This is a genomic window from Dankookia sp. GCM10030260 (assembly GCF_042666655.1).
GTDB lineage: Bacteria > Pseudomonadota > Alphaproteobacteria > Acetobacterales > Acetobacteraceae > Paracraurococcus.
Genome location: NZ_JBHTDE010000018.1, coordinates 26015 through 46759 on the forward strand (window position 1 = coordinate 26015; position 20745 = coordinate 46759).

At 68.2% G+C, this 20745-nt stretch carries 20 protein-coding genes; 9 read left to right on the forward strand and 11 right to left on the reverse strand.

The features are described from left to right. Nucleotides 1-686: 686 nt before the first annotated feature. Nucleotides 687-833 carry a hypothetical protein gene (locus ACFQS7_RS27260; protein ID WP_380070308.1) on the forward strand — a complete coding sequence of 49 codons (147 nt, stop codon included), beginning with the start codon at nucleotides 687-689 and terminating at the stop codon, nucleotides 831-833. Between the two features lie 106 nt (nucleotides 834-939). Here the strand turns inward: ACFQS7_RS27260 and ACFQS7_RS27265 are convergent, their stop codons facing one another. Then, nucleotides 940-1773, reverse strand: a complete 834-nt coding sequence (locus ACFQS7_RS27265; RefSeq protein WP_380070309.1) for an oxidoreductase — start codon at nucleotides 1771-1773, stop codon at nucleotides 940-942. A 78-nt stretch (nucleotides 1774-1851) separates the two neighbouring features. Then, nucleotides 1852-2313: a VOC family protein gene (locus tag ACFQS7_RS27270; RefSeq protein ID WP_380070310.1), complete on the reverse strand. Its 462-nt coding sequence runs from the start codon at nucleotides 2311-2313 to the stop codon at nucleotides 1852-1854. Nucleotides 2314-2431: 118 nt separating this feature from the next. Between ACFQS7_RS27270 and ACFQS7_RS27275 the strand changes: the two genes are divergently transcribed. Continuing rightward, nucleotides 2432-3316 (forward strand): LysR family transcriptional regulator, encoded by an 885-nt coding sequence (locus ACFQS7_RS27275; protein WP_380070311.1) that lies wholly within the window; start codon nucleotides 2432-2434, stop codon nucleotides 3314-3316. Between the two features lie 20 nt (nucleotides 3317-3336). Here ACFQS7_RS27275 and ACFQS7_RS27280 read toward each other — a convergent pair whose 3' ends face one another. Next, entirely contained in the window at nucleotides 3337-4113 is a 777-nt protein-coding gene (locus ACFQS7_RS27280) for a recombinase family protein (protein ID WP_380070312.1), read from the reverse strand. Continuing rightward, nucleotides 4113-4883, reverse strand: coding sequence for a DUF3489 domain-containing protein (locus tag ACFQS7_RS27285; protein WP_380070313.1), 771 nt, complete (start codon nucleotides 4881-4883; stop codon nucleotides 4113-4115). The genes ACFQS7_RS27280 and ACFQS7_RS27285 overlap by 1 nt, the downstream gene beginning before the upstream one ends. A gap of 457 nt (nucleotides 4884-5340) precedes the next feature. Between ACFQS7_RS27285 and ACFQS7_RS27290 the strand changes: the two genes are divergently transcribed. Genes ACFQS7_RS27290 through ACFQS7_RS27305 form a run of 4 tightly spaced genes read left to right on the forward strand, consistent with a single transcriptional unit; the run spans nucleotide 5341 to nucleotide 8010 of the window. Then, nucleotides 5341-5652 carry an HU family DNA-binding protein gene (locus tag ACFQS7_RS27290; RefSeq protein ID WP_380070314.1) on the forward strand — a complete coding sequence of 104 codons (312 nt, stop codon included), beginning with the start codon at nucleotides 5341-5343 and terminating at the stop codon, nucleotides 5650-5652. Then, entirely contained in the window at nucleotides 5652-6071 is a 420-nt protein-coding gene (locus tag ACFQS7_RS27295; protein ID WP_380070315.1) for a hypothetical protein, read from the forward strand. Before ACFQS7_RS27290 ends, ACFQS7_RS27295 begins: the two co-directional genes overlap by 1 nt. 32 nt (nucleotides 6072-6103) lie before the next feature. Further along, entirely contained in the window at nucleotides 6104-7252 is a 1149-nt protein-coding gene (locus ACFQS7_RS27300) for an iron-containing alcohol dehydrogenase (protein WP_380070316.1), read from the forward strand. Then, nucleotides 7249-8010 carry an enoyl-CoA hydratase/isomerase family protein gene (locus tag ACFQS7_RS27305; RefSeq protein WP_380070317.1) on the forward strand — a complete coding sequence of 254 codons (762 nt, stop codon included), beginning with the start codon at nucleotides 7249-7251 and terminating at the stop codon, nucleotides 8008-8010. The genes ACFQS7_RS27300 and ACFQS7_RS27305 overlap by 4 nt, the downstream gene beginning before the upstream one ends. A 21-nt stretch (nucleotides 8011-8031) precedes the next feature. Here ACFQS7_RS27305 and ACFQS7_RS27310 read toward each other — a convergent pair whose 3' ends face one another. The 6 genes from ACFQS7_RS27310 to ACFQS7_RS27335 all read right to left on the reverse strand — a co-directional run bounded on the left by ACFQS7_RS27310 (nucleotide 8032) and on the right by ACFQS7_RS27335 (nucleotide 15518). Then, the gene (locus ACFQS7_RS27310) at nucleotides 8032-8742 is read right to left on the reverse strand and encodes an ABC transporter ATP-binding protein (protein WP_380070318.1); all 711 of its coding nucleotides are present in this window, start codon (nucleotides 8740-8742) and stop codon (nucleotides 8032-8034) included. After that, nucleotides 8735-10540 (reverse strand): ABC transporter permease subunit, encoded by a 1806-nt coding sequence (locus ACFQS7_RS27315; protein WP_380070319.1) that lies wholly within the window; start codon nucleotides 10538-10540, stop codon nucleotides 8735-8737. The genes ACFQS7_RS27310 and ACFQS7_RS27315 overlap by 8 nt, the downstream gene beginning before the upstream one ends. Next, the gene (locus tag ACFQS7_RS27320) at nucleotides 10537-11427 is read right to left on the reverse strand and encodes a branched-chain amino acid ABC transporter permease (RefSeq protein WP_380070320.1); all 891 of its coding nucleotides are present in this window, start codon (nucleotides 11425-11427) and stop codon (nucleotides 10537-10539) included. Before ACFQS7_RS27320 ends, ACFQS7_RS27315 begins: the two co-directional genes overlap by 4 nt. A 3-nt stretch (nucleotides 11428-11430) precedes the next feature. Further along, entirely contained in the window at nucleotides 11431-12633 is a 1203-nt protein-coding gene (locus ACFQS7_RS27325) for an ABC transporter substrate-binding protein (protein ID WP_380070321.1), read from the reverse strand. A 27-nt stretch (nucleotides 12634-12660) separates the two neighbouring features. Beyond that, nucleotides 12661-13434, reverse strand: a complete 774-nt coding sequence (locus tag ACFQS7_RS27330) for a carboxymuconolactone decarboxylase family protein (RefSeq protein ID WP_380070322.1) — start codon at nucleotides 13432-13434, stop codon at nucleotides 12661-12663. A gap of 290 nt (nucleotides 13435-13724) precedes the next feature. Next, nucleotides 13725-15518, reverse strand: coding sequence for a flavin-containing monooxygenase (locus ACFQS7_RS27335; RefSeq protein ID WP_380070323.1), 1794 nt, complete (start codon nucleotides 15516-15518; stop codon nucleotides 13725-13727). Nucleotides 15519-15757: 239 nt separating this feature from the next. Between ACFQS7_RS27335 and ACFQS7_RS27340 the strand changes: the two genes are divergently transcribed. Genes ACFQS7_RS27340 through ACFQS7_RS27350 form a run of 3 tightly spaced genes read left to right on the forward strand, consistent with a single transcriptional unit; the run spans nucleotide 15758 to nucleotide 19339 of the window. Further along, nucleotides 15758-17212, forward strand: coding sequence for an FAD-dependent oxidoreductase (locus ACFQS7_RS27340; protein ID WP_380070324.1), 1455 nt, complete (start codon nucleotides 15758-15760; stop codon nucleotides 17210-17212). A gap of 17 nt (nucleotides 17213-17229) precedes the next feature. After that, entirely contained in the window at nucleotides 17230-18069 is an 840-nt protein-coding gene (locus ACFQS7_RS27345) for an aspartate/glutamate racemase family protein (protein ID WP_380070325.1), read from the forward strand. A 31-nt stretch (nucleotides 18070-18100) separates the two neighbouring features. Then, on the forward strand, nucleotides 18101-19339 hold the full coding sequence (locus ACFQS7_RS27350) for an ABC transporter substrate-binding protein (protein ID WP_380070326.1): 1239 nt from the start codon (nucleotides 18101-18103) through the stop codon (nucleotides 19337-19339). 601 nt (nucleotides 19340-19940) lie between these two features. Here ACFQS7_RS27350 and ACFQS7_RS27355 read toward each other — a convergent pair. Continuing rightward, nucleotides 19941-20745, reverse strand: an 805-nt coding sequence (locus tag ACFQS7_RS27355) for a DMT family transporter (RefSeq protein WP_380070327.1), incomplete at its 5' end; no start/stop codon positions are given.

A 20745-nucleotide genomic window follows, 5' to 3' on the forward strand; every position in this document is an offset into this window, starting at 1 on the left:
GACGCCGGAGGCCGTCCCGGCCGCTCGGGGAGTGACACCGGGTTAGCGCTGAACCAGCCGCATGAGTGCGGTGCGCCCCGCCTCCCAAGCCTCCTCCGCACTGCGGTGACGGTCGGGCGAGACATAGGCTGGCTCCGGATGTCCCTCGATATGGATTGTCCACGTCCAGGGAGCTGGCGGCCGGGCCACGTACCTGACCCTGACCTCGTATTCCGGCCCGGAAGCAAGCGCCCCATTTGGGTGAAGCAACGTGTTACTCATGCCGCTCCTGATAACCCGAAGTGGGGCGGCACGTCAGACTTCGGGCGATCACGACGTGGAGGCTGTCGTTGGCTGCCAGAGCCCCAGCACCGCGCAGTGCGGGCGGAAGAACGCTCGGGAGGCCCAAAGCCTCAGCCCACCTCGGCGACGCGGTACACAGTCTAGCTGCCTTTGGCACCCTCATCGCCGGGCCCGACCAGCCGAACCCGCCCGACGGCCGCGACCAAGATGCCCTGGTGCTTCTTCAATCCAGCGCAGAAGCCGCGGACCGTGTGAGCCTGCGAGCCAGCTCCCTCAGCGGCAGGGGCGACGGAGGCGCGCTCAGACGGATGCAGCAGGGCGAGCACCTGCTGCGGCACGCGCCCTGGCGGAAAGCATTTGAGGCCGAGCTGCTGACCTTCCCGGCGGCCAAGCACGACGACTAGGTGGATGCTCTGGGCCTGGTCGGGCAGCTGCTGGACAAGATGATCAGGGGGACCGCGCGCAAGCCCGAGGCCAAGGCGCCGAAGGACAGCTGGGCGCGGCTGTTTGATAGGCAGGATCTTGGTGTCGCCGACTGGCGCATCGCCTGACGACAGGGCTGTTCACCACGGACCAACGACCGTTGCTCGGTGGTGAACAGGGGGGCAGTGAACGTTCTCGATCGGCAGCCGCCGCCATGACGGCCTGTCCGCTCCATCAAGGGGTCGCAAAATCGGTCGACACCGCTACGGCGCGCCAGGCTGCGAGGATCGCACGATCGGCCTCGTGCTTCGCCTCGATCGCCGCCACGGTGTCGCTGCCGAGTGGCAGGCGCAGTGGCGGTTCCGGCGTCTCCACGAACGCGATGAGGACCTCGGCGAGGCGGGCGGGATCACCCGGCTGCTGATGACTGAGGTCGGTTGCCACGCTGCGCACCCTGCCGGCGCTCGCGTCATAGTCGGCGATGCGGGCCGGACTGACGGAGAGCGACGATGCGTCGAGGAAGTCGGTCCGGAAATACCCGGGCTCGATCACGGTGACATGGATGCCGAGCGGCGCCAGTTCGGCATGCAGCGCCTCGGAGAGCCCCTCGACCGCGAACTTGGTCGAGCAATAAACTCCGAAGCCTGCCCCGCCACGATAGCCGCCGATCGAAGAGATGTTGAGGATGCGGCCTGCGCGCGCCGCCCGCATATGCGGCAGCACCGCGCGGGTGACGTTAAGCAGCCCAAAGACATTGGTGCGGTAGATTGCCTCGATCTCAGCGGCGCTGGCCTCCTCGACGGCGCCCATGAGGCCGAAGCCGGCATTGTTGAGGAGGATGTCGATCCGGCCGAAGCGGTCGATCGCCGCTCTGGCGGCGGCCGCCGCCTGCGCTTCGTCGGTCACGTCGAGGGCGAGGGGAAGCAGGTTGGGGTGCGAGCTGAAGCGCTCCATGAGCGCATTCGGGTTGCGGGCCGTGGCGACGACAGCGTCACCCTGCGCCAGAGCACGATCGGTGACGAGGGCCCCGAAGCCGCGGGAAGCGCCTGTGATGAACCAGACTTTCATGGAATGTATCTCCTCAGAGTAAGCGAAGGCCGGCCGCGTTACGCTGCCGACCGGCCGGCAAGCCGGAAGGGCGGAGGCTCAGGAGAGCACTTCCGCCAACTCGATCAGATTGCCGAAGGGATCCGCGAAGAAGGCCAGACGTCGGCTGATGGCGGGAAGCTCGAAGGGCTCCGTCACGATCGTCACGCCGCGTGCGCGCAGCGTCTCGACGGTGCGGTCGACGCTCGCCACGTTCAGGCAGAAATGGTGGTAGCCGGCATATTTCAGGCTGTCGCCGAGATTGGTGTAGGGCCGGACCTCCCGCGGCGCTGATTCGCCGCCTCCCAGGATCTCGACATAGAAATGGTCGTCGGTCGCCGGCGCCAAATACGCCAACTTCTCGCCCGCATAATCCCATTCCGCGACGATGCGGAAATCGAGCTTCTCGACATACCAGCGCTTGGCTATCTCGAGATCGGGCGTGCGCACTGCCACGTGGTGGCCGCGCATGTCGGCGAAGGGCGAGGCGCTGTTCGCGGCGGGGGGTATGAAGTCGGCCATGATCTGTCTCCTCTGCTGGGGGACGGCACTGGCGCCATCTGTGAGGAGCAATCTCGACCTTTTACATTGGGAAGATTAGACTACCAATCGTCGGTATAGTCCTGAGTGATGTTCAGCAATGCGAGCAACGGAGTTATCAGAACTGGCGGCCTTCGACGCCGCGGCGCGGCATCGCAGCTTTCGCCGTGCCAGCGAGGAGCGCGGCGTCACTGCCTCGGCCATCAGTCACGCGGTCAGCCAACTCGAGGCGCGGGTGGGCATTCGGCTGCTGAACCGGACGACGCGCAGTGTCTCCCTGACGGATGCCGGCGCCATGCTACTGGCGCAGGTATCGCCAGCCTTTTGCGAGATCGGCGCGGCGCTTGATGCGCTCAACCAGTACCGCGACACGCCCTTCGGCAAGGTGCGCATCAACGCACCGAATTCGATCGCACCCTTCATCTTTGGTCCGGTCATGGGTCCGTTGCTGGCGGCGAACCCCAAGCTTGAGCTCGAGATCGTCGCTACGGATCGCCTGGTCGACATCGCGGCGGAGGGCTTCGATGCCGGCATTCGTCTTGGTGAGAGTCTGCGGGATGGCATGACGGCGGTGAAGATCAAGCCGCAACTGCGCTTCGCCGTCGTCGGATCACCGGCATATTTCGAGCGCCGCCCGCCTCCTCGCACGCCGGCCGATCTCAAGGATCATGTCTGCATTCGCAACATCTTTCCGAGCGGCGCCGCTTACCCGTGGGAGTTTGCCCGCGCGGGCAGGATCGTGTCCTTCGAGCCATCAGGTCCGCTGTCGCTCGACGATCATGAGCTGATGGTGGAGGCGGCGCGATCCGGCGTGGCGCTCGCCTATGTGTGGGAAGACCGCGCGCGTCCTTGGTTGGCGGGCGGGCAACTGGTGGAATGCCTCACCACGTGGCGAGCACCGGAAGAATGGCTCTACCTCTATTACCCGGCACGCCGTTACCTGTCGGCCGGCCTGCGCGCTGTCGTGGAAGCGCTACGCGTCTGAGCGCCACAGATCCTGCAGAGCTAGGAAGGCCCGGTGGTCATGAGAACGGTAGTAGGCCCGGCTACTGCCCTCAGTGGTCTGTCCATGGTATGCGGCCTGAGTGAGCTGGCCGCCCGGGCCATTACCCGCGCCACCGTCGTATGCGTCCACGCCCCGCGCCCTGACGGCCCCTGCACCCCGCGCTGGTTCAGCGCCCGCGCCATCGTCGCCTGGCCGGTTACACCCTCGGCCTGCAGCCGCTCCAACTCCAGGGCCAGCCGATGCGCGGCCCGCTCCGCCACCTGCTGGCGCGCCTGGGCGGCTGCGGCAGCGTCAGGACCGCTGGCAGGCCGGTAACCCCTGTCCCCGCCCAGCACCGCTCCACGCGCCTTGGCAGCCGCCAGCGCGGCCCTGGTGCGCTCGCTGATCAGCTCGCGCTCCTTCTGCGCCATGGCGGCGTAGATGCGCATCATCAGGTCATCGGCGCCGGGCATGTCAGCCGCCCGGATCTGGTAGCCTTCCAGCAACCCAGAAAGGGTGTGGGCGCGCCGGGTGATCCGATCGAGGCGTGCGGCGACCAGCACGGCGCAAAGTTGCCGGCACCGCGCCAGTGCCGCCTGGAAGCCCGACCTGCGGTCGTCCTTGCCGCTGGCGATGTCCGAGTACTCGGCGACCAGCGTCCAGCCCTGGGCCTCGACATAGGCCCGCACGCTGGCCTGCTGCGCCTCCAGCCCAAGGCCGCTGTGCCCCTGCTCGGCGGTGGAAACGCGGTAGAGCCCTACCGCCAGCCGGACGGCACCGTGCAACGCCGGCCGCATCAGCCCGCCTCGGCGATGCGGTAGACGGTGTAGCTGCCCTTGGCGCCCTCCTTGCCGGGGCCGACCTGGCGGACCCGCTCCAGCACGCTGACATCGATGCCGCGCTTCTTCAGGCCAGCGAAGAAACCGCGGACCGTGTGGTTGGCCCAGCCGGTGGCGTCGGCCACCTGGGCGACCGTCGCTCCCTCCGTCCGCCGAAGCATGCCGAGGACCTGCTGCTGCTTGGTGCCCTCGCGCGGCTTGCGGGGGCAAGCGATGCGATCAGCTGGTGCGGGCTTTGTCAGGAGGCCCCGCAGCATGGCCATGGCGTCGGGCAGGTCGGCGCGTTGGCTAGCCTCGTCGTCCCAGGCGCTGAGGACGCGCTGGGCCGCGATGCGGAGGCCGGCGCGCATGGTCGATGCCTGCGCCGCCATGGCGGCCTCAAGGGCGACGTCCACGACCTCTGGCGCCCGCTGCCCGTCCGAGGCGGCAGATACCGTGGGCGGCGCGCTGTTGGCCTCCTCGGGCGCTGCCGGCGGGGGAGCGGCGTCGATCGCCTGTAGCCCGGCGTCGGTCACCCGCAGGGCGGTCCAAACGCCGTCCTGCTGGCGCCAGCCGAGGCCGATGTATTCGAAGGGGGCGGGGCATTCCTCGACGTAGCCGCCCTTGAGCAAGCTGCGGAGCACCGCGGTGAATGCGCCGGCGGGGAGGTGCGTGGGCGGTGTGGCCAGCCGGAGGGCATGCTGGCTAGCCTCGGTGAGGATGCGGACGGCGGTGTCGGAAAGGGCCATGTTTGGGGCTCCTGGTGCAACACCCGATCAGCCGGGTGCTACGAGCCCGAGCCCCGCCGAGATGCCGGTCGGGGCCGCGCGCTGGCCGTGGGTCCTGCGCGCGTCCGACCATTCGCTCCGTGTCGGCCTGAAGTGAAGCGCGAAAGGACCCTCTGACGTTGATGTCGACCTGGAGGCCAGAACACAGCGTGAATCTGCCCACACACTCGAAGGGGAGGGGCCGACACCAGGGGCACCTGCGAAAACCTCAGGATTGCTGCCAAGCAGGCCGGAGTCGTCCAGCAGTTGCTCACAGACTTATCCCCGATTTTGGGGATATTCCAGGTGCGGGTGCAGACCGGGATGGTCGTGGGTGTCGTACGTAGGCCGGGCGGATCTCGCTCCCATCCGTGCTCCGCTCTCGTGACAAAATCACTCACGCCGCATAAACGGGCCTGCGCTACAGGAGTCCGTGTACATGTCGAAGAAGTTCCTCACCGACGTCATCGTCCAGTCCGCTGAGATGCCGGCCATCACAGCCAACCGGCTCGCGGCGGACATCATCGCGGCGATCAAGTCCGAGATTATCGAGACCGGGCGCTTCACTCTGCCCGACTTCGGGGCATTCATCGTCCGCGAGACTCCGAAGCGTACCGCGCTGAATCCGCGCACGGGCGAGAAGGTGGCGGTTAAGGCCGGCGCGACTGTCAAGTTCAAGGCCAGCCCTTCCCTGAAGGAGTCCGCATTCGCTGGGCTGAAGAAAGCCAAGCGGAAAGCCAAGAAGGACTGATGCCGGAAATCCGGCCGTCTATCATCGCCTGCCATGAGGTAAGACTGCGTCCCATGGTCGTGCGAGCATTTGTCGCCGACGACGTGCTGACCTCGCTCGCCACCGCCACCCCGGTCTGGAATGCCCCCTCCAAGGCCTGGAATGGCGGCGCGCCGATGGCGGACTCGTCGCTGAATCGGCGCATGACGGTTCGGTTCGGCCCGGGCGTCGCCTTCGCGCAAATCGGCATCTGCGGCTCCGACGGAGCGGTCGAGTTCGAGGTCCTCCGGTGCTACGGCCCGCCCTTGGGAAGAAAGCCCAAGCCGAACGCTGGAAGCAGGCCGCCGATCGGCTCAGCCGAAGCGAGATGGCTCTCGGCGCCCTCACGCTGCTGCCGCCACCAGGCGAGGGCGGCGTGGTGCAGGGGCTACGAAGATTGATATGCTGGGCCCAGCCAAGGGAGGAAATGCCGATGACCCGGAATGGGCGCGTGGTGTTCAGCCAGATGGAGGAGGTGGTATTCGGCCGGCCCGCGGCGCAGGCGGTGGCCGAACAGGCTGAGCGCCTCGGCGCGACGCGCGTCCTGGTGATGGCAAGCGCCACCCTGGCGCGGAATACCGACCATGTTGCGCGTGTCCGTGATGCACTCGGCCACCGGTTCGCGGCGCAGTACCAGGGCATGCCGCCGCATTCGCCCCGCGGCGCGGTGCTGGACGCGACCCGCATGGCGCGCGAGGCGGCCGCCGACCTTATCGTCACGGTCGGGGGCGGCTCCCTGACCGATGCGGCGAAAGCGGTGCAACTCTGCCTTGCCAATGGCATCGACAGCACCGAGGCGATGGACCGGCTGCGCCCCGGCGGCCCGCCACTACAGGCACCGGGGCTGCGCCAAGTGGCGGTGCCCACCACCCTTTCGGCCGGCGAGTTCAGCGCCTTCGCCGGCGTGACGGATGAGCGCAGCCGGATAAAGGAAGTGTTCCACCACCCCGGGACCATCCCCGCCGCCGTGGTGCTCGACCCGGCAATGACTCTGGCGACGCCGGAATGGCTGTTCCTCTCCACCGGCATCCGCGCGGTGGACCATTGCGTCGAGGGGATCTGCTCCGCCGAGGCGCAGCCCTACGCTGATGCGCAGGCGTTGCACGGCCTCGGGCTGCTGGCCTCCGGGCTCCCGCGGGTGAAGGCGGACCCGGGTGACCTCGATGCAAGGCTGGACTGTCAGCTGGGCTCCTGGCTGTCCATGGCGCCGCTGGCGACCGGCGTGCCGATGGGTGCCAGCCATGGCATCGGCTACGTCCTCGGCGCGGCCTTCGACATCCCGCACGGGCACACCTCCTGCATCATGCTGCCGGCGGTGATGCGCTGGAACCGCGCGGCCAATGCGGAGCGCCAGGCGAGGGTGGCCGCCGCCATGGGCAGCCCGGGCGGGGAGGCGGCGGAGGCGCTGCATGCCCTGATCGCCGGGCTCGGCATGCCGCGCAGCCTGGACGCGGTCGGCATCGGGCGCGACGCCTTTGCCCGCATCGCCGAACGCGCCATGGCCACGCCCTGGGTTCCGCGCAACCCGCGCCGCATTGAAGGACCGGCGCAGGTGATGGAAATCCTGGAACTCGCAGCGTGAGCCGTCTCGAGAGCTACCGCGACAAGTTCTCATGCCTCAGGATGCGGCGTGAGGACGGCATCCTGGAGATGCGCCTCCACACCGATGACGGCCCGCTGCGCTGGGGTTTGGTGCCGCATGGCGAGTTGCCCGACGCCTTCGCCGAGGTTGGGCGCGACCGCGACAACCGCGTGGTGATCCTGACCGGTACGGGGGAGGAGTTCTCCGGCCTCCGCGCCACGGCCGCGACGCGCTCGCTGGCCCAGGGCATCACCGCCGCGGCCTATGACCGTGTCCATTGGGAAGGCCGGGCCCTGCTGATGAACCTGCTGAACATTGAGGTACCGGTGATCGCCGCCATCAACGGTCCGGCCTGGCGGCATTGCGAGATCCCGCTGCTTTCAGACATCGTGCTGGCGTCGGACACCGCGCAGTTCCAGGATTCGGCGCATTTCATGTCGGGCATGCTGCCGGGCGACGGCATGCACATACTCATGCCGCTGCTGATGGGGATGAACCGCGGCCGCTACTTCCTGCTGACCGGCCAGACGCTGACCGCCCAGGAGGCGCTCGCCCTCGGCTTGGTGAACGAGGTGCTGCCACAGACGCAGGTGCTCGACCGCGCATGGGAACACGCCCGCCTGCTGGCACAGAAGCCGACGCTGCTGCTGCGCTACACCAGGCTGATGTTCACCGAGCATCTGCGGAAGCGCATGCAGGATCTGCTGGGCTACGGCTTGGCCATGGAGGGCCTGGCGCTGATGGAGCAGCCGGAATAGCCACGTCAGGGCCGGCGCGCCCTAAAGGTAACTGGCGGCCAGCGTCTTGCCGTCCTTGCCGCGCAGCAGTTCCTCGGCGGCGCCGGCCAGCGCCACGCGGCCGCGCCGCAGCACCAGGCCCTGGCGCGATACCTTCAGTGCCAGGGTCGCCATCTGTTCGGCGATGATGACGACGATGCCGCTCTGCGCGGCATAATCGGTGATGAAGCCATAGATCTGCTGCACGATGATCGGCGCGAGGCCGAGCGAGGGCTCGTCCAGCAGCAGGAAGCGCGGGCTGCGGATGGTGGTGCAGGAGAGGATCAGCATCTGCTGCTGCCCGCCCGAAAGCAGCCCGGCCGCGATGCGCGCCTTGGTCTCCAGGATGGGGAAGCGGGCATAGACCTCGGCCAGGGATGCCGCCAGCTTGCCGCGGCGGGCGCCGAAGCTCCAGGCCAGCTGCAGGTTGTCCTCAACCGTCAGCTGCCGGAACAGCCGGCGGCCCTCCATGGCATGCGCCAGGCCGAGCCGCGCCCGTGCCGGCGGCGGCAGCGCCGTGATGTCCTGGCCATCCAGCAGCACCTGGCCGGCAGCCACCGGCGCGATGCCGGAGACCGCCCGCATGAGGGAGGACTTGCCCGCGCCATTGGCGCCGAGGATGGCGGTGATGCCGCCCGGCGCGGCCTGGAGCGAGACGCCTTCCAGCGCCCGCACGGCGCCGTAGTGCACTGAGAGATCGCGCAGCTCAAGCATGGGCGGCCTCGTCGCCGAGATAGGCGGCTATCACCTGCGCGTCGCCGCGCATGCCGGCGATGTCGCCGCGGTAGATCATCCGGCCGCTGTCCAGCACCACCACCTCGTCCACCAGCTCCGCCAGGAAATCCATGTGATGGTCGATGAGCAGGATGGCGAGGCCCATCGCCTTCATGTCGCGTATCAGCTGCGCGAGCCGGTCCATCTCCGTCTCGGACAGTCCCGCCGCGGGTTCGTCGAGCAGGATGACGCGCGGGCGGGCGAGCAGGGCGCGGCCCACCTCGGCCATGCGGCGGGTGCCATAGGGCAGGGTGTCGATCGGTCGGTCCGCCACCTCGGTAAGGTCCGACAGCGCCAGCACCGCCTCCACCAGCGCCAGCTGCGCGGCTTCCTCGGCGATGGCGCCGGGCAGGGCGAGCGTGGCGGCGAGGCCGCCGTGGCGCAGCTGGCGGTGCGCGCCGAGCAATAGGTTCTCCCGCACCGTGAAATGCGGCACCAGGCGCGGGTCCTGGAAGGTCCGCACCACGCCGGCCCTGGCCACCTCATGGTCGGGCAGACCGGTGATGTCCTGGCCGCCGAAGCGCACCCGCCCCGCGGCCGGCCGGTAGATGCCGGTGACGACATTGACGAAGGTGCTCTTGCCCGAGCCGTTCGGGCCGACCAGCGCGGTGATCCGCCCCGGCTCCAGCCGCAGCGAGACATCGTCCACCGCCACCAGTCCGCCGAAGCGCATGGTGATGCCCTCGGCGTCCAGCGCGGTGCCGTCGCCGTCCGGGCGCAGCGCCGTGGCGTCCGCGGGCAGCGCAGCGGCGCGGGCCAGGGCGCGCGGCTTGATGAAGCGCGGCGGGTCGAACAGCAGGCCGCCGATGCCGCGGGGTAGCACCAGCAGGGAGAAGGTCAGGATCAGCCCATAGGCGATGAACTGCCATTCGGCGAAGACCTGCAGCCGTTCGGGCAGGAAGGTGAACAGCGCCGCGCTCAGCACCTGCCCGGCAATGGAGCCGAGCCCGCCGACGATGGCGATGACCAGCACCTCGATCGAGCGCGGCAGGGCGAAGCTTTCCGGCCCGAGATAGCCGACCAGATGAGCGTAGAGCGCGCCCGCCAGCCCCGCCAGGGCGCCCGAGAGCGCATAGGCCAGTTGCTTGGTGCGGCCGGCGGGGATGCCGATGCTGCCGGCCGCGACCTCGCTCACCTGGATGGCATAGAAGGCGCGGCCGATGCGCGACTGGGTCAGGTTCCGCACCAGCAGCATGACGCCCGCGGTGAGCACAAGGACGAGCTGGAAGTAGCGCAGCCCGTCCACCTTAATGCCGAGGATGCTGAGCGTGCGCAGCGCCGCCGAGGGCACGCCGGGCAGGCCCATGGTGCCGCCGGTGAGCTCGTTCCACTCCCGCACGATCTCGAAGAACACCATGCCGAAGCCGAGCGTCATCATCGCCAGGTAGACGTCGCGCACCCGGTTGGCGGGGAAGGAGAGCAGCCAGCCGGTCAGCCCGGCCAGCAGCACCGACGCCGGCACGCCGAGCGTGACGTCGAGCCCATGAGTCTTCACCAGGATGCCGGTGGAATAGGCGCCGATGCCGAAGAAGCCGGCATGGCCGAGCGAGATCTGGCCGGCGAGGCCGGTGAGCAGGTTGATGCTCTGGGCAAAGATCGCGGCCACCAGTACGAAGCTGGCGATCTGCAGGGTCCCCGGGGAGAGCAGCGGCGCCGCCAGCAGCAGCGCCAGCACCAGCGCCACCTGCACGCGCCAGTCCGCGACGGCCGCGCTAAGCCGCGATCGCAGCGCGTTCATGCCTTGCTGACCTCCGGCCGGCCGAACAGGCCCTGCGGCCGCACCGCCAGTGCCAGCATCAGCAGCGCGAAGGCGATGCCGTGTTCCGCGGCGGTGGAGACGTAGCCACCCACCAGCTTGCTGATGACGCCCACCAGCAGCCCGCCGGCCAGCGCGCCGAGCGAGCTGCCCATGCCACCAAGCACCGCGGCGACGAAGCCGAGCAGCACCAGGTCGAAGCCGAAGGCGGGGTCCACCGTGCCGCCGATCTGGGCGATCAGCACCCCGGCCACCCCCGCCAGGATCGAGGAAAGCATGAAGGAGCCGAGGATCAGCCGCCGCACCGGGATGCCCTGCACCAGCGCCAGTTCCGGGTCAAGCGAGACGGCGTGCACCGCCTGGCCCCAGACGGTGCGGCGGATGAACAGCTCGAAGGCCAGGATCAGCGCGACGGCGACCGCCAACACCACCAGGTACTGCAGGGAGATGTACTGCCCGAACACGGTGACGAAATCCTGCGCGGTGAACACCACGTCGGGGAAGGCCATGGCCTGCGAGCCGAAATACTTCGCCGCCATGCCTTGCAGGAAGATGCCGAAGCCGAGGGTGGAGACCACCCAGCCCATGCTGCCGCCGCTTGACTGCAAGGCAGGCCGTACCGTCCAGCGTTCGATGAACATGCCGAGCGCCGCGACGGCGACCAGGCTGCCCAGCACCGCCAGCGCGGTGGCCAGGCCCTGGCTGGAGAGGAAGACGGTGAGCATGGCGCAGAGCATCATCAGCGAGCCCTGGCCAAAATTCAGCGTCTTCGTGGTCCAGAAGGTCAGGTTCAGCCCGAGCGCAATCAGCGCATAGACCGCGCCCACGCTGATCCCGGCCAGCAGCAGCGAGAAGAAGAAGTCATCCATCGCCTAGTCACGCAGCTCCAGCACCACGCGGTCGCCGCGCTTCAGCATCTCGTAGGTGCCGAGGTCTTCCAGCTTCAGCGCCACGTGGTTCTCCGGCGTGAAGCTGACGCGGCGGACGGTCGCACCCTCGAAGTCCCTGGTCTGATCCAGCGCGCCGATCATGTCGCGCGGGGCGGTGGAGCCGGCGCGGCGGATCGCGTCGATCAGCAGGCTGATGCAGTCGTAGCCGCTGCCTACGGTACCGGCGAGCGAGATGAGCGGGTTGGCGGCATCCGGGCCGTACCACCGGTCGGTGCCGAATTTCGCCCGGTAGAGATCAGCGAATTTCTGGGCCGCGGGGTGCATCGGGCGGCGGCCAAAGGCGGCATGGTTCACCGCGCGGGTGCCCGCTACCAGGTCGCCGGCGCCTTCGATATAGGGCACCGTCACCGCGCCGGCGGCGCCATAGAGAGCGAGGTTCATGTTCAGCCGGCTCATGTTGCGGCGGATCACCGCGAAGTCGGCACCGAGGCCGATGACCAGCATCGCCTCGGCATTCGCGCGCTGCACGCGGACCAGCTGGGCGGTCATGTCCTGCGCGCGCTGGTTGTAGCTTTCCACCGTCACCCTGGCATCCGGCTTGCGGCCGGTGATCGCCTTACGGACCAGGTCGGCGCCGGTCACGCCATAGCCGGTGCTCTCGTGCAGGATGCCGATGCGGCTGAACTGCGACAGCGCCGCCGCCAGCTTCTCGGACTCCACCAGGTTGCCGATGGAAACGGAGAACAGGTTGGGCCGCGGCGGCTTATCCAGCCCATTGGGATAGACGATCGCGGGTGTCTGGGCCTGAGGGTTGATGATCGGCCGGCCATCGGCCTGGACCATGTCGGCGATCGCCAGGGTGGGACCCGAGCCCGAGGGGCACATGAGCCCGACGATCTCGCGGTTGTCCAGGATGCGGCGCAGGTTCTGCACCGCACGGTCGGGCACCAGCTGGTCATCCAGGACCTCGGCCAGCTCCACCATGCGGCCGTTGATGCCGCCGGCCTTGTTGCATTCCTCCACGGCGATCTGAGCGCCGCGGTTGATGCCCTCGCCGAACTCGTTGAACGGGCCGGTCAGCGCGGCGGTGAAGCCGAACTTGATGGTGCCGGATTGCGCCCGGGCGAGGCCGGGCAGCGCCAGCCCGGCGGCGCCCAGCGCTAGGCCCCTACGGTTGATCTTCATCTTGGTCTCCCCCCTTAAGCTTCGTCGTCAGCCCTTGCCGGCCGTCTCCAGTTCTTCCAGCAGGATCGGCACGCCATGCGTGGTGCTGTGGATGCCGAGCACGCTGGTGAGCTCTAGCACCTCCATGATCTCCTGGCGCGTCGCGCCGAGCCGGATGGCATTGCGGATGTGCACGCGGGTGCCGGGCGCGTAGAGATGCGTCGTCGCGGCGTCTATCGCGATGTAGATGAACTCCTTTACCTTCGGCGCCAGCATGCCGTGCTTCCAGGGCACCGAGGAGAAGTGCATGTATGCTTCGAAGAAATCCGGCGAGAGCGCGAGGACGTGGTCCCACAGCTCGCTCCAGTAACCACGCGCGGCGGTGAACTCGGCCTTCAGTCGCGCCTCGCGCGCGCCGCCTGCGCCAGGCTTCGGCAGCTCCGCCCCACGCCCGGCGGCGGTCATCTCCTCGACCAGTATGGGCACGCCATCCGTCACGCTGTGGATGCCGAGCACGGAGATGAGCTGGAGCACCTCCATGATCTCCTGCTGCGTCGCGCCGTGGCGCAGTGCGTTCTTCATGTGCGTGCGGGTGCCCGCGGCGTGCAGATGCGTGGTCGAGGCGTCGATGGCGATGTAGATGAACTCGCGGACCTTCGGCTCCAGCACGCCATGCCGCCAGGGTACCGCGGAAAAGTTCAGGTAGGCCTCGAAGAAGGCGGGGTCGAGTGCGAGCACCTGGTCCCAGACCGGACTCCAATAGCCGCGCGCCTCGGTGAACGCCTCCTTCAGCGCGCGCTGGCGTGGCGACAGCTCGCTCATGGCTGCTCGTTTCCCCCTTCTCGGCCCATGAACGCGTATGCCGCGCCTCGGCCGGGCGGAAGCATGCGGCATTGCGCCGGGATTGGAAAGCTGCCTGGCCTTGCGTGGCAATGGCGTCGGGCGAAGCGGGCCATGCACCCTTCGGGCAGGTGAGGCACTGGGCCGGTGCTTCGGCACCACGTGCCGCCGTCCACCCAGTTGCAGGTCACCAGTAACCGGCTGGCAATCGCCTCACCACCTCCAGCAAGCCGATGGCCGATCTCCGGGCTGGGCCCGACGCGGCGAATGCTTCAGAGCGGGCCGAGTTTCCCGAGCTCCATCGCCTTGATCTGCAGCGCGAGGTACTTCGAGTTGATGCGGCATTGCGCCAGGCCGCCGGCAATGAACCACAAGCCTTGCTGCGGCGTACGCTTGAACATGTTGTTCAGTTCGCCGTCTTCGCCAATGCCCCAGACCGGGCCGATGCGGTCCAGCATCGCGTCGCCGATCGCCCGGCGGACGAGCTCCTCCTGCGGGTAGTAGCCGGTCGCCAGGACGATGAGATCGGCCGGTACCGTCGAGCCATCCTTGAGGAGCGCACCCGCAGCGGTGAAGCGTTCGATCCGGTCGTACTGCAGCAGGCCGAGCTGGCCCTTGATCATGAGCTCGGAGCTGCCGGCATCCAGGTTGTAGCCACCGCCGCGCCGGAAGTATTTCATCTGGTGGCCGGTCTCGTCCTCGCCAACATCGTGCTTGAAGCCAATGCCCTTGAGGCCCTCGATCATCTCGCGGTCGAGCTCGAGCATACGTTTCGTGACGGATTTATAGGCCTTGATGATCAGCGGGGGCGTGGCAGACGAGACAATCAGGTCGCAATCCTCAAGCGGCCCGCCCTCATCCCAGATCGCCTCGTTGAGCCTGGCACTCGGGTCGATCGACACGACGGTCGTCGAACCTCGCTGGATGAGCGTCGTGTTCACGCCGTGGCTGTGCAGGTCGAGCGCGATGTCGTTGGCGCTGCTGCCGGTGCCAAGAATCAGCGCGTTCTTTCCCTCCCAGCCCGCGCCGCTGTCGAAGCCTTCGGAATGGAGGATCTGTCCTTTGAAATCGCCAAGGCCCGACAGCTCCGGCAGCATGGGATAGCTGCTGACGCCGTTGGCGAAGACGAGGTGCCGGGGCCGGACGATGCGTTCGCTACCGTCGGCGCACTTCAGCCGGGCCGTCCAGCATTTCGCCGCCTCGTCCCAAGTGCCGGCGACGAATTCGGTCCCCGTCCAGCAGTTGATTTCCATGGCGTCGGCATAGAATTCGAACCAGTTCCCCAGCATGTCTTTCGGGATGTATTTCGGCCAGGTCGGCGGAAATTCCATGTAGGGCAGGTGGTTCAGGTGGATCGAGTTGTGCAGCGCCAGCGAGTGGTAGCGCTTCCGCCAGCTGTCACCGATGCGCGGCAATTGCTCGACGACAAGGGTATCGACACCGAGCTGGTTCAGCCGCGCCGCGATCGAGAGACCCGCCTGGGCGGCGCCGATCACCAGCACCGCCGGTTCCCGGTCGGCATAGGCAGCAGCCTTGCGGCGCATGTCGGCCCAGTTGTCGCCGCCGAAATTGCGCGAATAGGCAGCGCCGGTCGGCCGGTTTTCACCGATCCTCTCCTCGTGGCCATGCAGCGCCTCGAGCGTCGTCGAGAGGAGCCATGCCTTCATCGTACCGTCGCCAGCCGGCGACGGCGACAGGCGGATGAGGCCGGCGCCACGGCCATCCGCCGTGGTGAATTCGAAGATCGCCTCGACGCTGTCGATACCCAGGCGTTTCACCTGGCGGGGCGGCTTCCGGCCTTGCGGCAGGTGGAAGCCCTGCGCGGCCGTGCGCGCCTGTTCCGCGGCGAGGCGCGCGGCGATGCTGTCCCGGCCGGCGACGGGGGTCAGGTGCCATGTGAAGGCCAGGATGTCCCGCCAATGGGAGTCCGCATGGAACAGGGCGCCGATCCGCGCGGCATCGCGGGATGCAAGCGCCGCCTCGAAGGCGTCGAGCCAGCCCGCGGCGGAGCGCCGGGCCTGCGCCGTGATCTGGAACTCCTGGAGGGATTGATCGAAATCGTCCATCGTCGCCTCGCTCCGAGGCGTTGTTCTCGAGGCCGCCTCATCTTTGGAAATATAATCAGGTCGTCGGACCTACGTCCATGCGACCACCCAGAGGAGCAATGCACCGGGCTGGCCAGCAGCCTGGTGCCCCGGCCGAGGCGCGCGCGAGGACCGCCGTTCCGGCCCCTGCCCGGGCCTGTGCCGGTGCATTTGACCTGCACCGCCGCCGTGCCATGCTCCCACCCAAGGGAGAACGTCGAATGCGCGAAAAGCGTTTCGAGGTGGTCGTGGCCGGCTGCGGCGTTGCCGGGCTGTCCGCCGCCGTCGCCGCGGCTGAGGCCGGTGCGCGCGTCGCGGTGCTGGAACGCGCCCCAGCCGAGGAACGCGGCGGCCAGAGCCGCTACACCGAAGCTTATCTGCGAATGAAGAGCGAGGCCGAGGTCACCGACGATTTCGAGAGCCACCTTGCCGAGAACAGCAGCGGAACCCTCGACCCGGACCTGATCGCCGAAAGCGCCCGCCCGCCGGGACAGCGCGCTGCCTATGCCGCGGCCCTCTCGATGGCTGAGCCGGCATTCATCGCCACGTTCGCCGACCAGGCCGGCCCGACCATCGCCTGGCTCAAGGGCTTCGGTCTGCGCTTCGATTTCCTGCCGACCCAGTTCCTCACCAAGTCCCAGCCACGCCTGCTGCCGGTGGGCGGCGGGCTGGCGCTGGTGGACGGGCTGGCGGCGCGTGCCGAGGCGCTCGGCATCGAGTTCTTGTACGAGACCACGGCGGAGTGCCTGGAGCAGGACGAGGACGGCCGGGTCACAGGCCTGGTCGCCCGCAGCGGGCAGGAAGGGCGGCTGCGGCTGGGCGGCCAGGTGGTGCTGGCCTGCGGCGGCTTCGAAGGCAATGCCGAGATGCTGGCCCGTTATATCGGCCCGCGCGCCGCCTTTCTGCGGCCCATCTGCAAGGGTGCGAACTTCAACCGCGGCGACGGTATCCGCATGGCGCTGGATGTCGGCGCGGCCACCGCGGGCGACTTCGGCAGCTACCACGCGGAGCCGATCGACCCGCGCTCCGGCGTCTCCGAGCCTTCGGTCTTCGTCTTCCCCTATGGCATCCTGGTGAATAAGGACGGCAGACGCTTCACCGACGAGGCGCCGGGCACGGTGGATGCACATTATGAAAGCGTCACCCGGCGGATCTTCGAGCAGCGTGATGGCCTCGCCTGGGTGGTGCTGGATGCCAGACATCAGCGCGTGCCGAACGTCCGCCTCGCCATCCGCACGGACCAGCCACCGATCGTCGCCGACAGCCTGGATGCGCTGGCGGCGCAGCTGGCGGTGCCGGCCGCGGCCCTGGCGGGGACGCTGCGGGACTACAACGCTGCCTGCGTGCCAGGCGACTGGCGCCCGCTGGAACTGGACGGGCTGGCGACCCGCGGCCTGGACCCGCCCAAGTCCAATTGGGCAATACCGGTGGACGAGCCACCATTCCATGCCTATCCGATCATCTCGGCCAATGTGTTCACCTTCGGCGGGGTGAAGGTGGACAGCGACGGGCGCGTGGTGAACGGCGACGGCCGGCCAATCGAAGGGCTCTACGCCGCCGGCGAGATCATCGGCACCTACTACCGCACCTATACCGGCGCGACCTCAGTACTGAAGGGGCTGGTCTTCGGCCGGCTGGCGGGACGCCATGCGGCGCGGCGCGGCAATGCCGACTGACCGCGAAAGACGCTGAGATGCGCATCTGGCACCAGAGCTTCAGCGACCTCGACCACGCCCCGGTCTACCGCGCCACCCTGGCTCGCCACGCCGAGGCGGTGATGCCGGCGGGCGACAGCGTGGTGCTGCATGGCCTGCGCCCCGGCACCTACGGCAGCGACTTCGCGCCAATCCACACCATCCGTCACCGCTACCTGGAATACCTGAACGAGGCGCAGGTGGTCGAGGCGGCGCTGGCCGCGGAACGCGAGGGGTATGATGCCTTCGCCCTCGGCTGCTTCTATGATCCGGCGCTGCGCGCCGCGCGGTCGCTGGTGGACATTCCCTGCGTCGGCCTGTCGGAGACCTGTATGCTGGTTGCCTGCTCGCTCGGGCAGCGCTTCGGCTTGGTCTCGCTGGAAGCCAGCCAGCGCACCCAGCACGAGGAATTGGCCCGCGCCTACGGCCTGCGTGAACGCCTGGCCGGGGTGGTGGCGATGCAGCCGCCGATCGACGAGTACAGTCTAGAGGGCGGCGAGGAGACCGCCCGACCGCTGCTGGGCGCCTTCGATGCCGCCTGCGGCCGGCTGGTGGCGATGGGCGCCGAGGTGGTGATCCCGGGCGATGGCTTCCTCAACGAATTCGTCTGGCGCCACGGGCTGCGGGCGAGCCATGGGGCCGTGGTGATGGACGCGCTGGGCACGCTGTTCCGCTACGCCGGGTTCATGGCTGGGGCGCGTGCCGCGCTCGGGCTCCGGGTCAGCCGCGCCGGCCACTACGCCCGGCCCCCGGCGGCGATGCTGGCGCAGGCACGGGCAGCGGCCGGCGTCACGGATATGGCGGAAGGCAGCTTCTCCGGCGGCGACGACCGCCGCTGATCGAACCGGCTGGAACAGGGGGAAACACATCATGCGACGCTCCATCCTGAGGGCCGCCGCGCTGGCGGCGGTTATGGCGACCAGCCTGCCGGCCGAAGCGCAGCCGCAGCCCGGACCACGGCGTGACGCCATCCGCGTCGGCATCCTGAGCGACCTCTCGGGCAGCTTTGCGGATGTCGCCGGGCCGGGTTCCGTCATCGCGGCGCAGCTGGCGGTGGAGGATTTCGGCGGCCGTGCGGCGGACCTGCCCGTGCAGATCGTCTCCGGCGATCACCAGAACCGTGCCGATACTGCCTCCGCCATTGCCCGCCGCTGGTTCGACACGGAGGGCGTTGACGCCATCATCGACCTGCCCAATTCCGCGGTGGCGCTGGCGGTCGGCGAGGTGGCACGCAACGCCAACCGCGTGGCAATACCCACTGCCGCGGTGTCAAGCCGGCTTTCCGGCGACCTCTGTTCGCCGAACCTGGTGCACTACTCGCTCGACACCTGGTCGATGTCGAACGTGCCGAGCCGCGCATTGGTGCAGCAGGGCGGCGCCACGTGGTTCTACGTCACCGCCGATTACGCCTTCGGGCACGACCTGGAGAAGCAGTCCGCCGATGCGGTGACGCGGGCGGGCGGGCGGGTCGTCGGTTCGGTCCGCCATCCGCTCGGCACGACGGATTTCTCCGCCGTACTGCTGCAGGCGCAGGCCTCGCGCGCCGCGGTGGTCGCCTTGGCGAATTCCCAGGCCGACTTCATCAATAGCATGAAGCAGGCCTCTGAATTTGGCTTGGTCCGGCGTGGCCAGCGCGTGGTCGGCCTGGCGGTCTACATCTCGGATATCGTGTCGCTCGGCCTGGAAGCGACGCAGGGCGCCGTCGTGGTCGGCAATTGGTATTGGGACCTGAACGACGGGACGCGCAGCTTCGGCCGGCGCTTCGCCGAGCGGATGGGCGGGCGGATGCCGACCGACCTGCAGGCCAATGTCTACGCCGCTGTGACACATTACCTGAAGGCGGTGGCGGCGCTCGGCGCCTCGACAGACGGCCGGGCCGTGGTCGCCCGCATGAAGGCAATGCCGACAGAGGACATGATCTTCGGCCGAGGCGAGATCCGGCCGGACGGTCGCCGAATCAGCCCGGTGTATGTCTTCCAGGTTAAGGCCCCGGCCGACTCTGCGAGCCGCTACGATGTCTACAGCCTGCTTCGCGAGGTGCCACTGGAGGAGGCCTACCGGCCAATCGCTCAGGGTGGCTGCCCGCTGGTGCAAGGCGGCGGCGGCTGAAGTGCAGCATGGCTCGCATCAGCGCAAAGGTGCTGGTGCGGAGCCCGCGTTGGGAGCTCTGAGCAGTCAGCCCAGCGACGCGCCTTGCTCCCAAGTACTTCGCCACTCGAAGCGCAGCGTGCGGCCGCTGCCGCGGCGAAGTTCTTCAACCTCTGCGGCACTTCGCGCTGCCAAATCATTGGTCAGCCGAGCGGCCCAGAGAATTTTGTTCCCCGGTTCCTACCGCTGCTCCAGTCGTTATCCCGACAACCTGTCTTTTCTAAGTTAGACTCCGCGCTAAGGCGCGGGTTTCCGGCCGATTTTAGCCGCTACCTTGATGGTGCTGATCCGGAATTAGGGCGTGTTTTCTCTTCGAAACGCTGGGGAGTCTCCGAACCTTGAGGGTAGCGTGATTTAATCCTCAAGCTTTAACGCGTTGAAATAAAGCAATCTTCAGGCGGCGTACTGGTCCTCCATTCAGTAAGCCCATCCTTTATCGGTCGAAGCAGCGAAACAAATCGCTTTCACCGCCCCCCAAGCTCGTGCCCCTCGCAGAGCTCCAATGCTGCGTTTGCGCCTATCTCGACGGCATCCTCGTGTCTGGTGGCACGACAGACATCGCTCATTCGGCCTGCTGATGCGCCTCCAACGCTGGAGGTGCTGCGGCGCGCCGGACTACCAGGGCGATCGCGCCCAGCACGCAGGCCAGAGCCGCCACGTCGAAGGGGCCGATCGCGCGCTGCACGAGCACCGCGCTGCTGGCGACTCCGATGCAGGGCACCACCAGCAGCGAGAGGCTGGCGACGCTGGCCTTCAGACGCCCCACAACGGGGAACCACGCGGCGTAGGCCAGCGCATTGGCGAAGACGATCATGTAGAACAGGCCGAACAGCCCGCGCCCCGCATCCGGGTGCAGGTAAGTCTGGTCGTGCAGCAGCAGCCACACCACGAAGGCTGGCGGCGTTCCCAGCAGCAGCTGCCAAGCCGTGATCAGCAGCACGGGGCTGCGAAAGCGCAGCTTCTTGCTGAGCACCGTGCCGGCGCCGAAGGTGGCGCCCGCCACCAGGCCCAGCCCCACGCCGAGGCCGTTCGGACCCTCAGGTCCTATCGTGCCGGCCAGCACCAGCAGCACGGCAGCAAGTCCGAGGCCGAGCGCCATCAGGGTGCGGCGGTCCAGTCGCTCGCCCAGCACCGGCACCGCGAGCAGCGAGGCCCAGAGCGGCATCGTGTAGTTCAGGATGGCGGCCTGCCCCGGCCCGACCAGCATGACGCCGGCGATGAGCGCGAAGGGGAAGATCACCATGATCAGCAGGCTGAGCGCGAGCACACCGCGCCACTCCTCCCGGTGCGGCAGGATGCGCCGGCCCGGACCGCGCAGGCAGAGCAGGAGCAGCAGGGTCCCGGCACCGGCATTGGCCAGCATACGT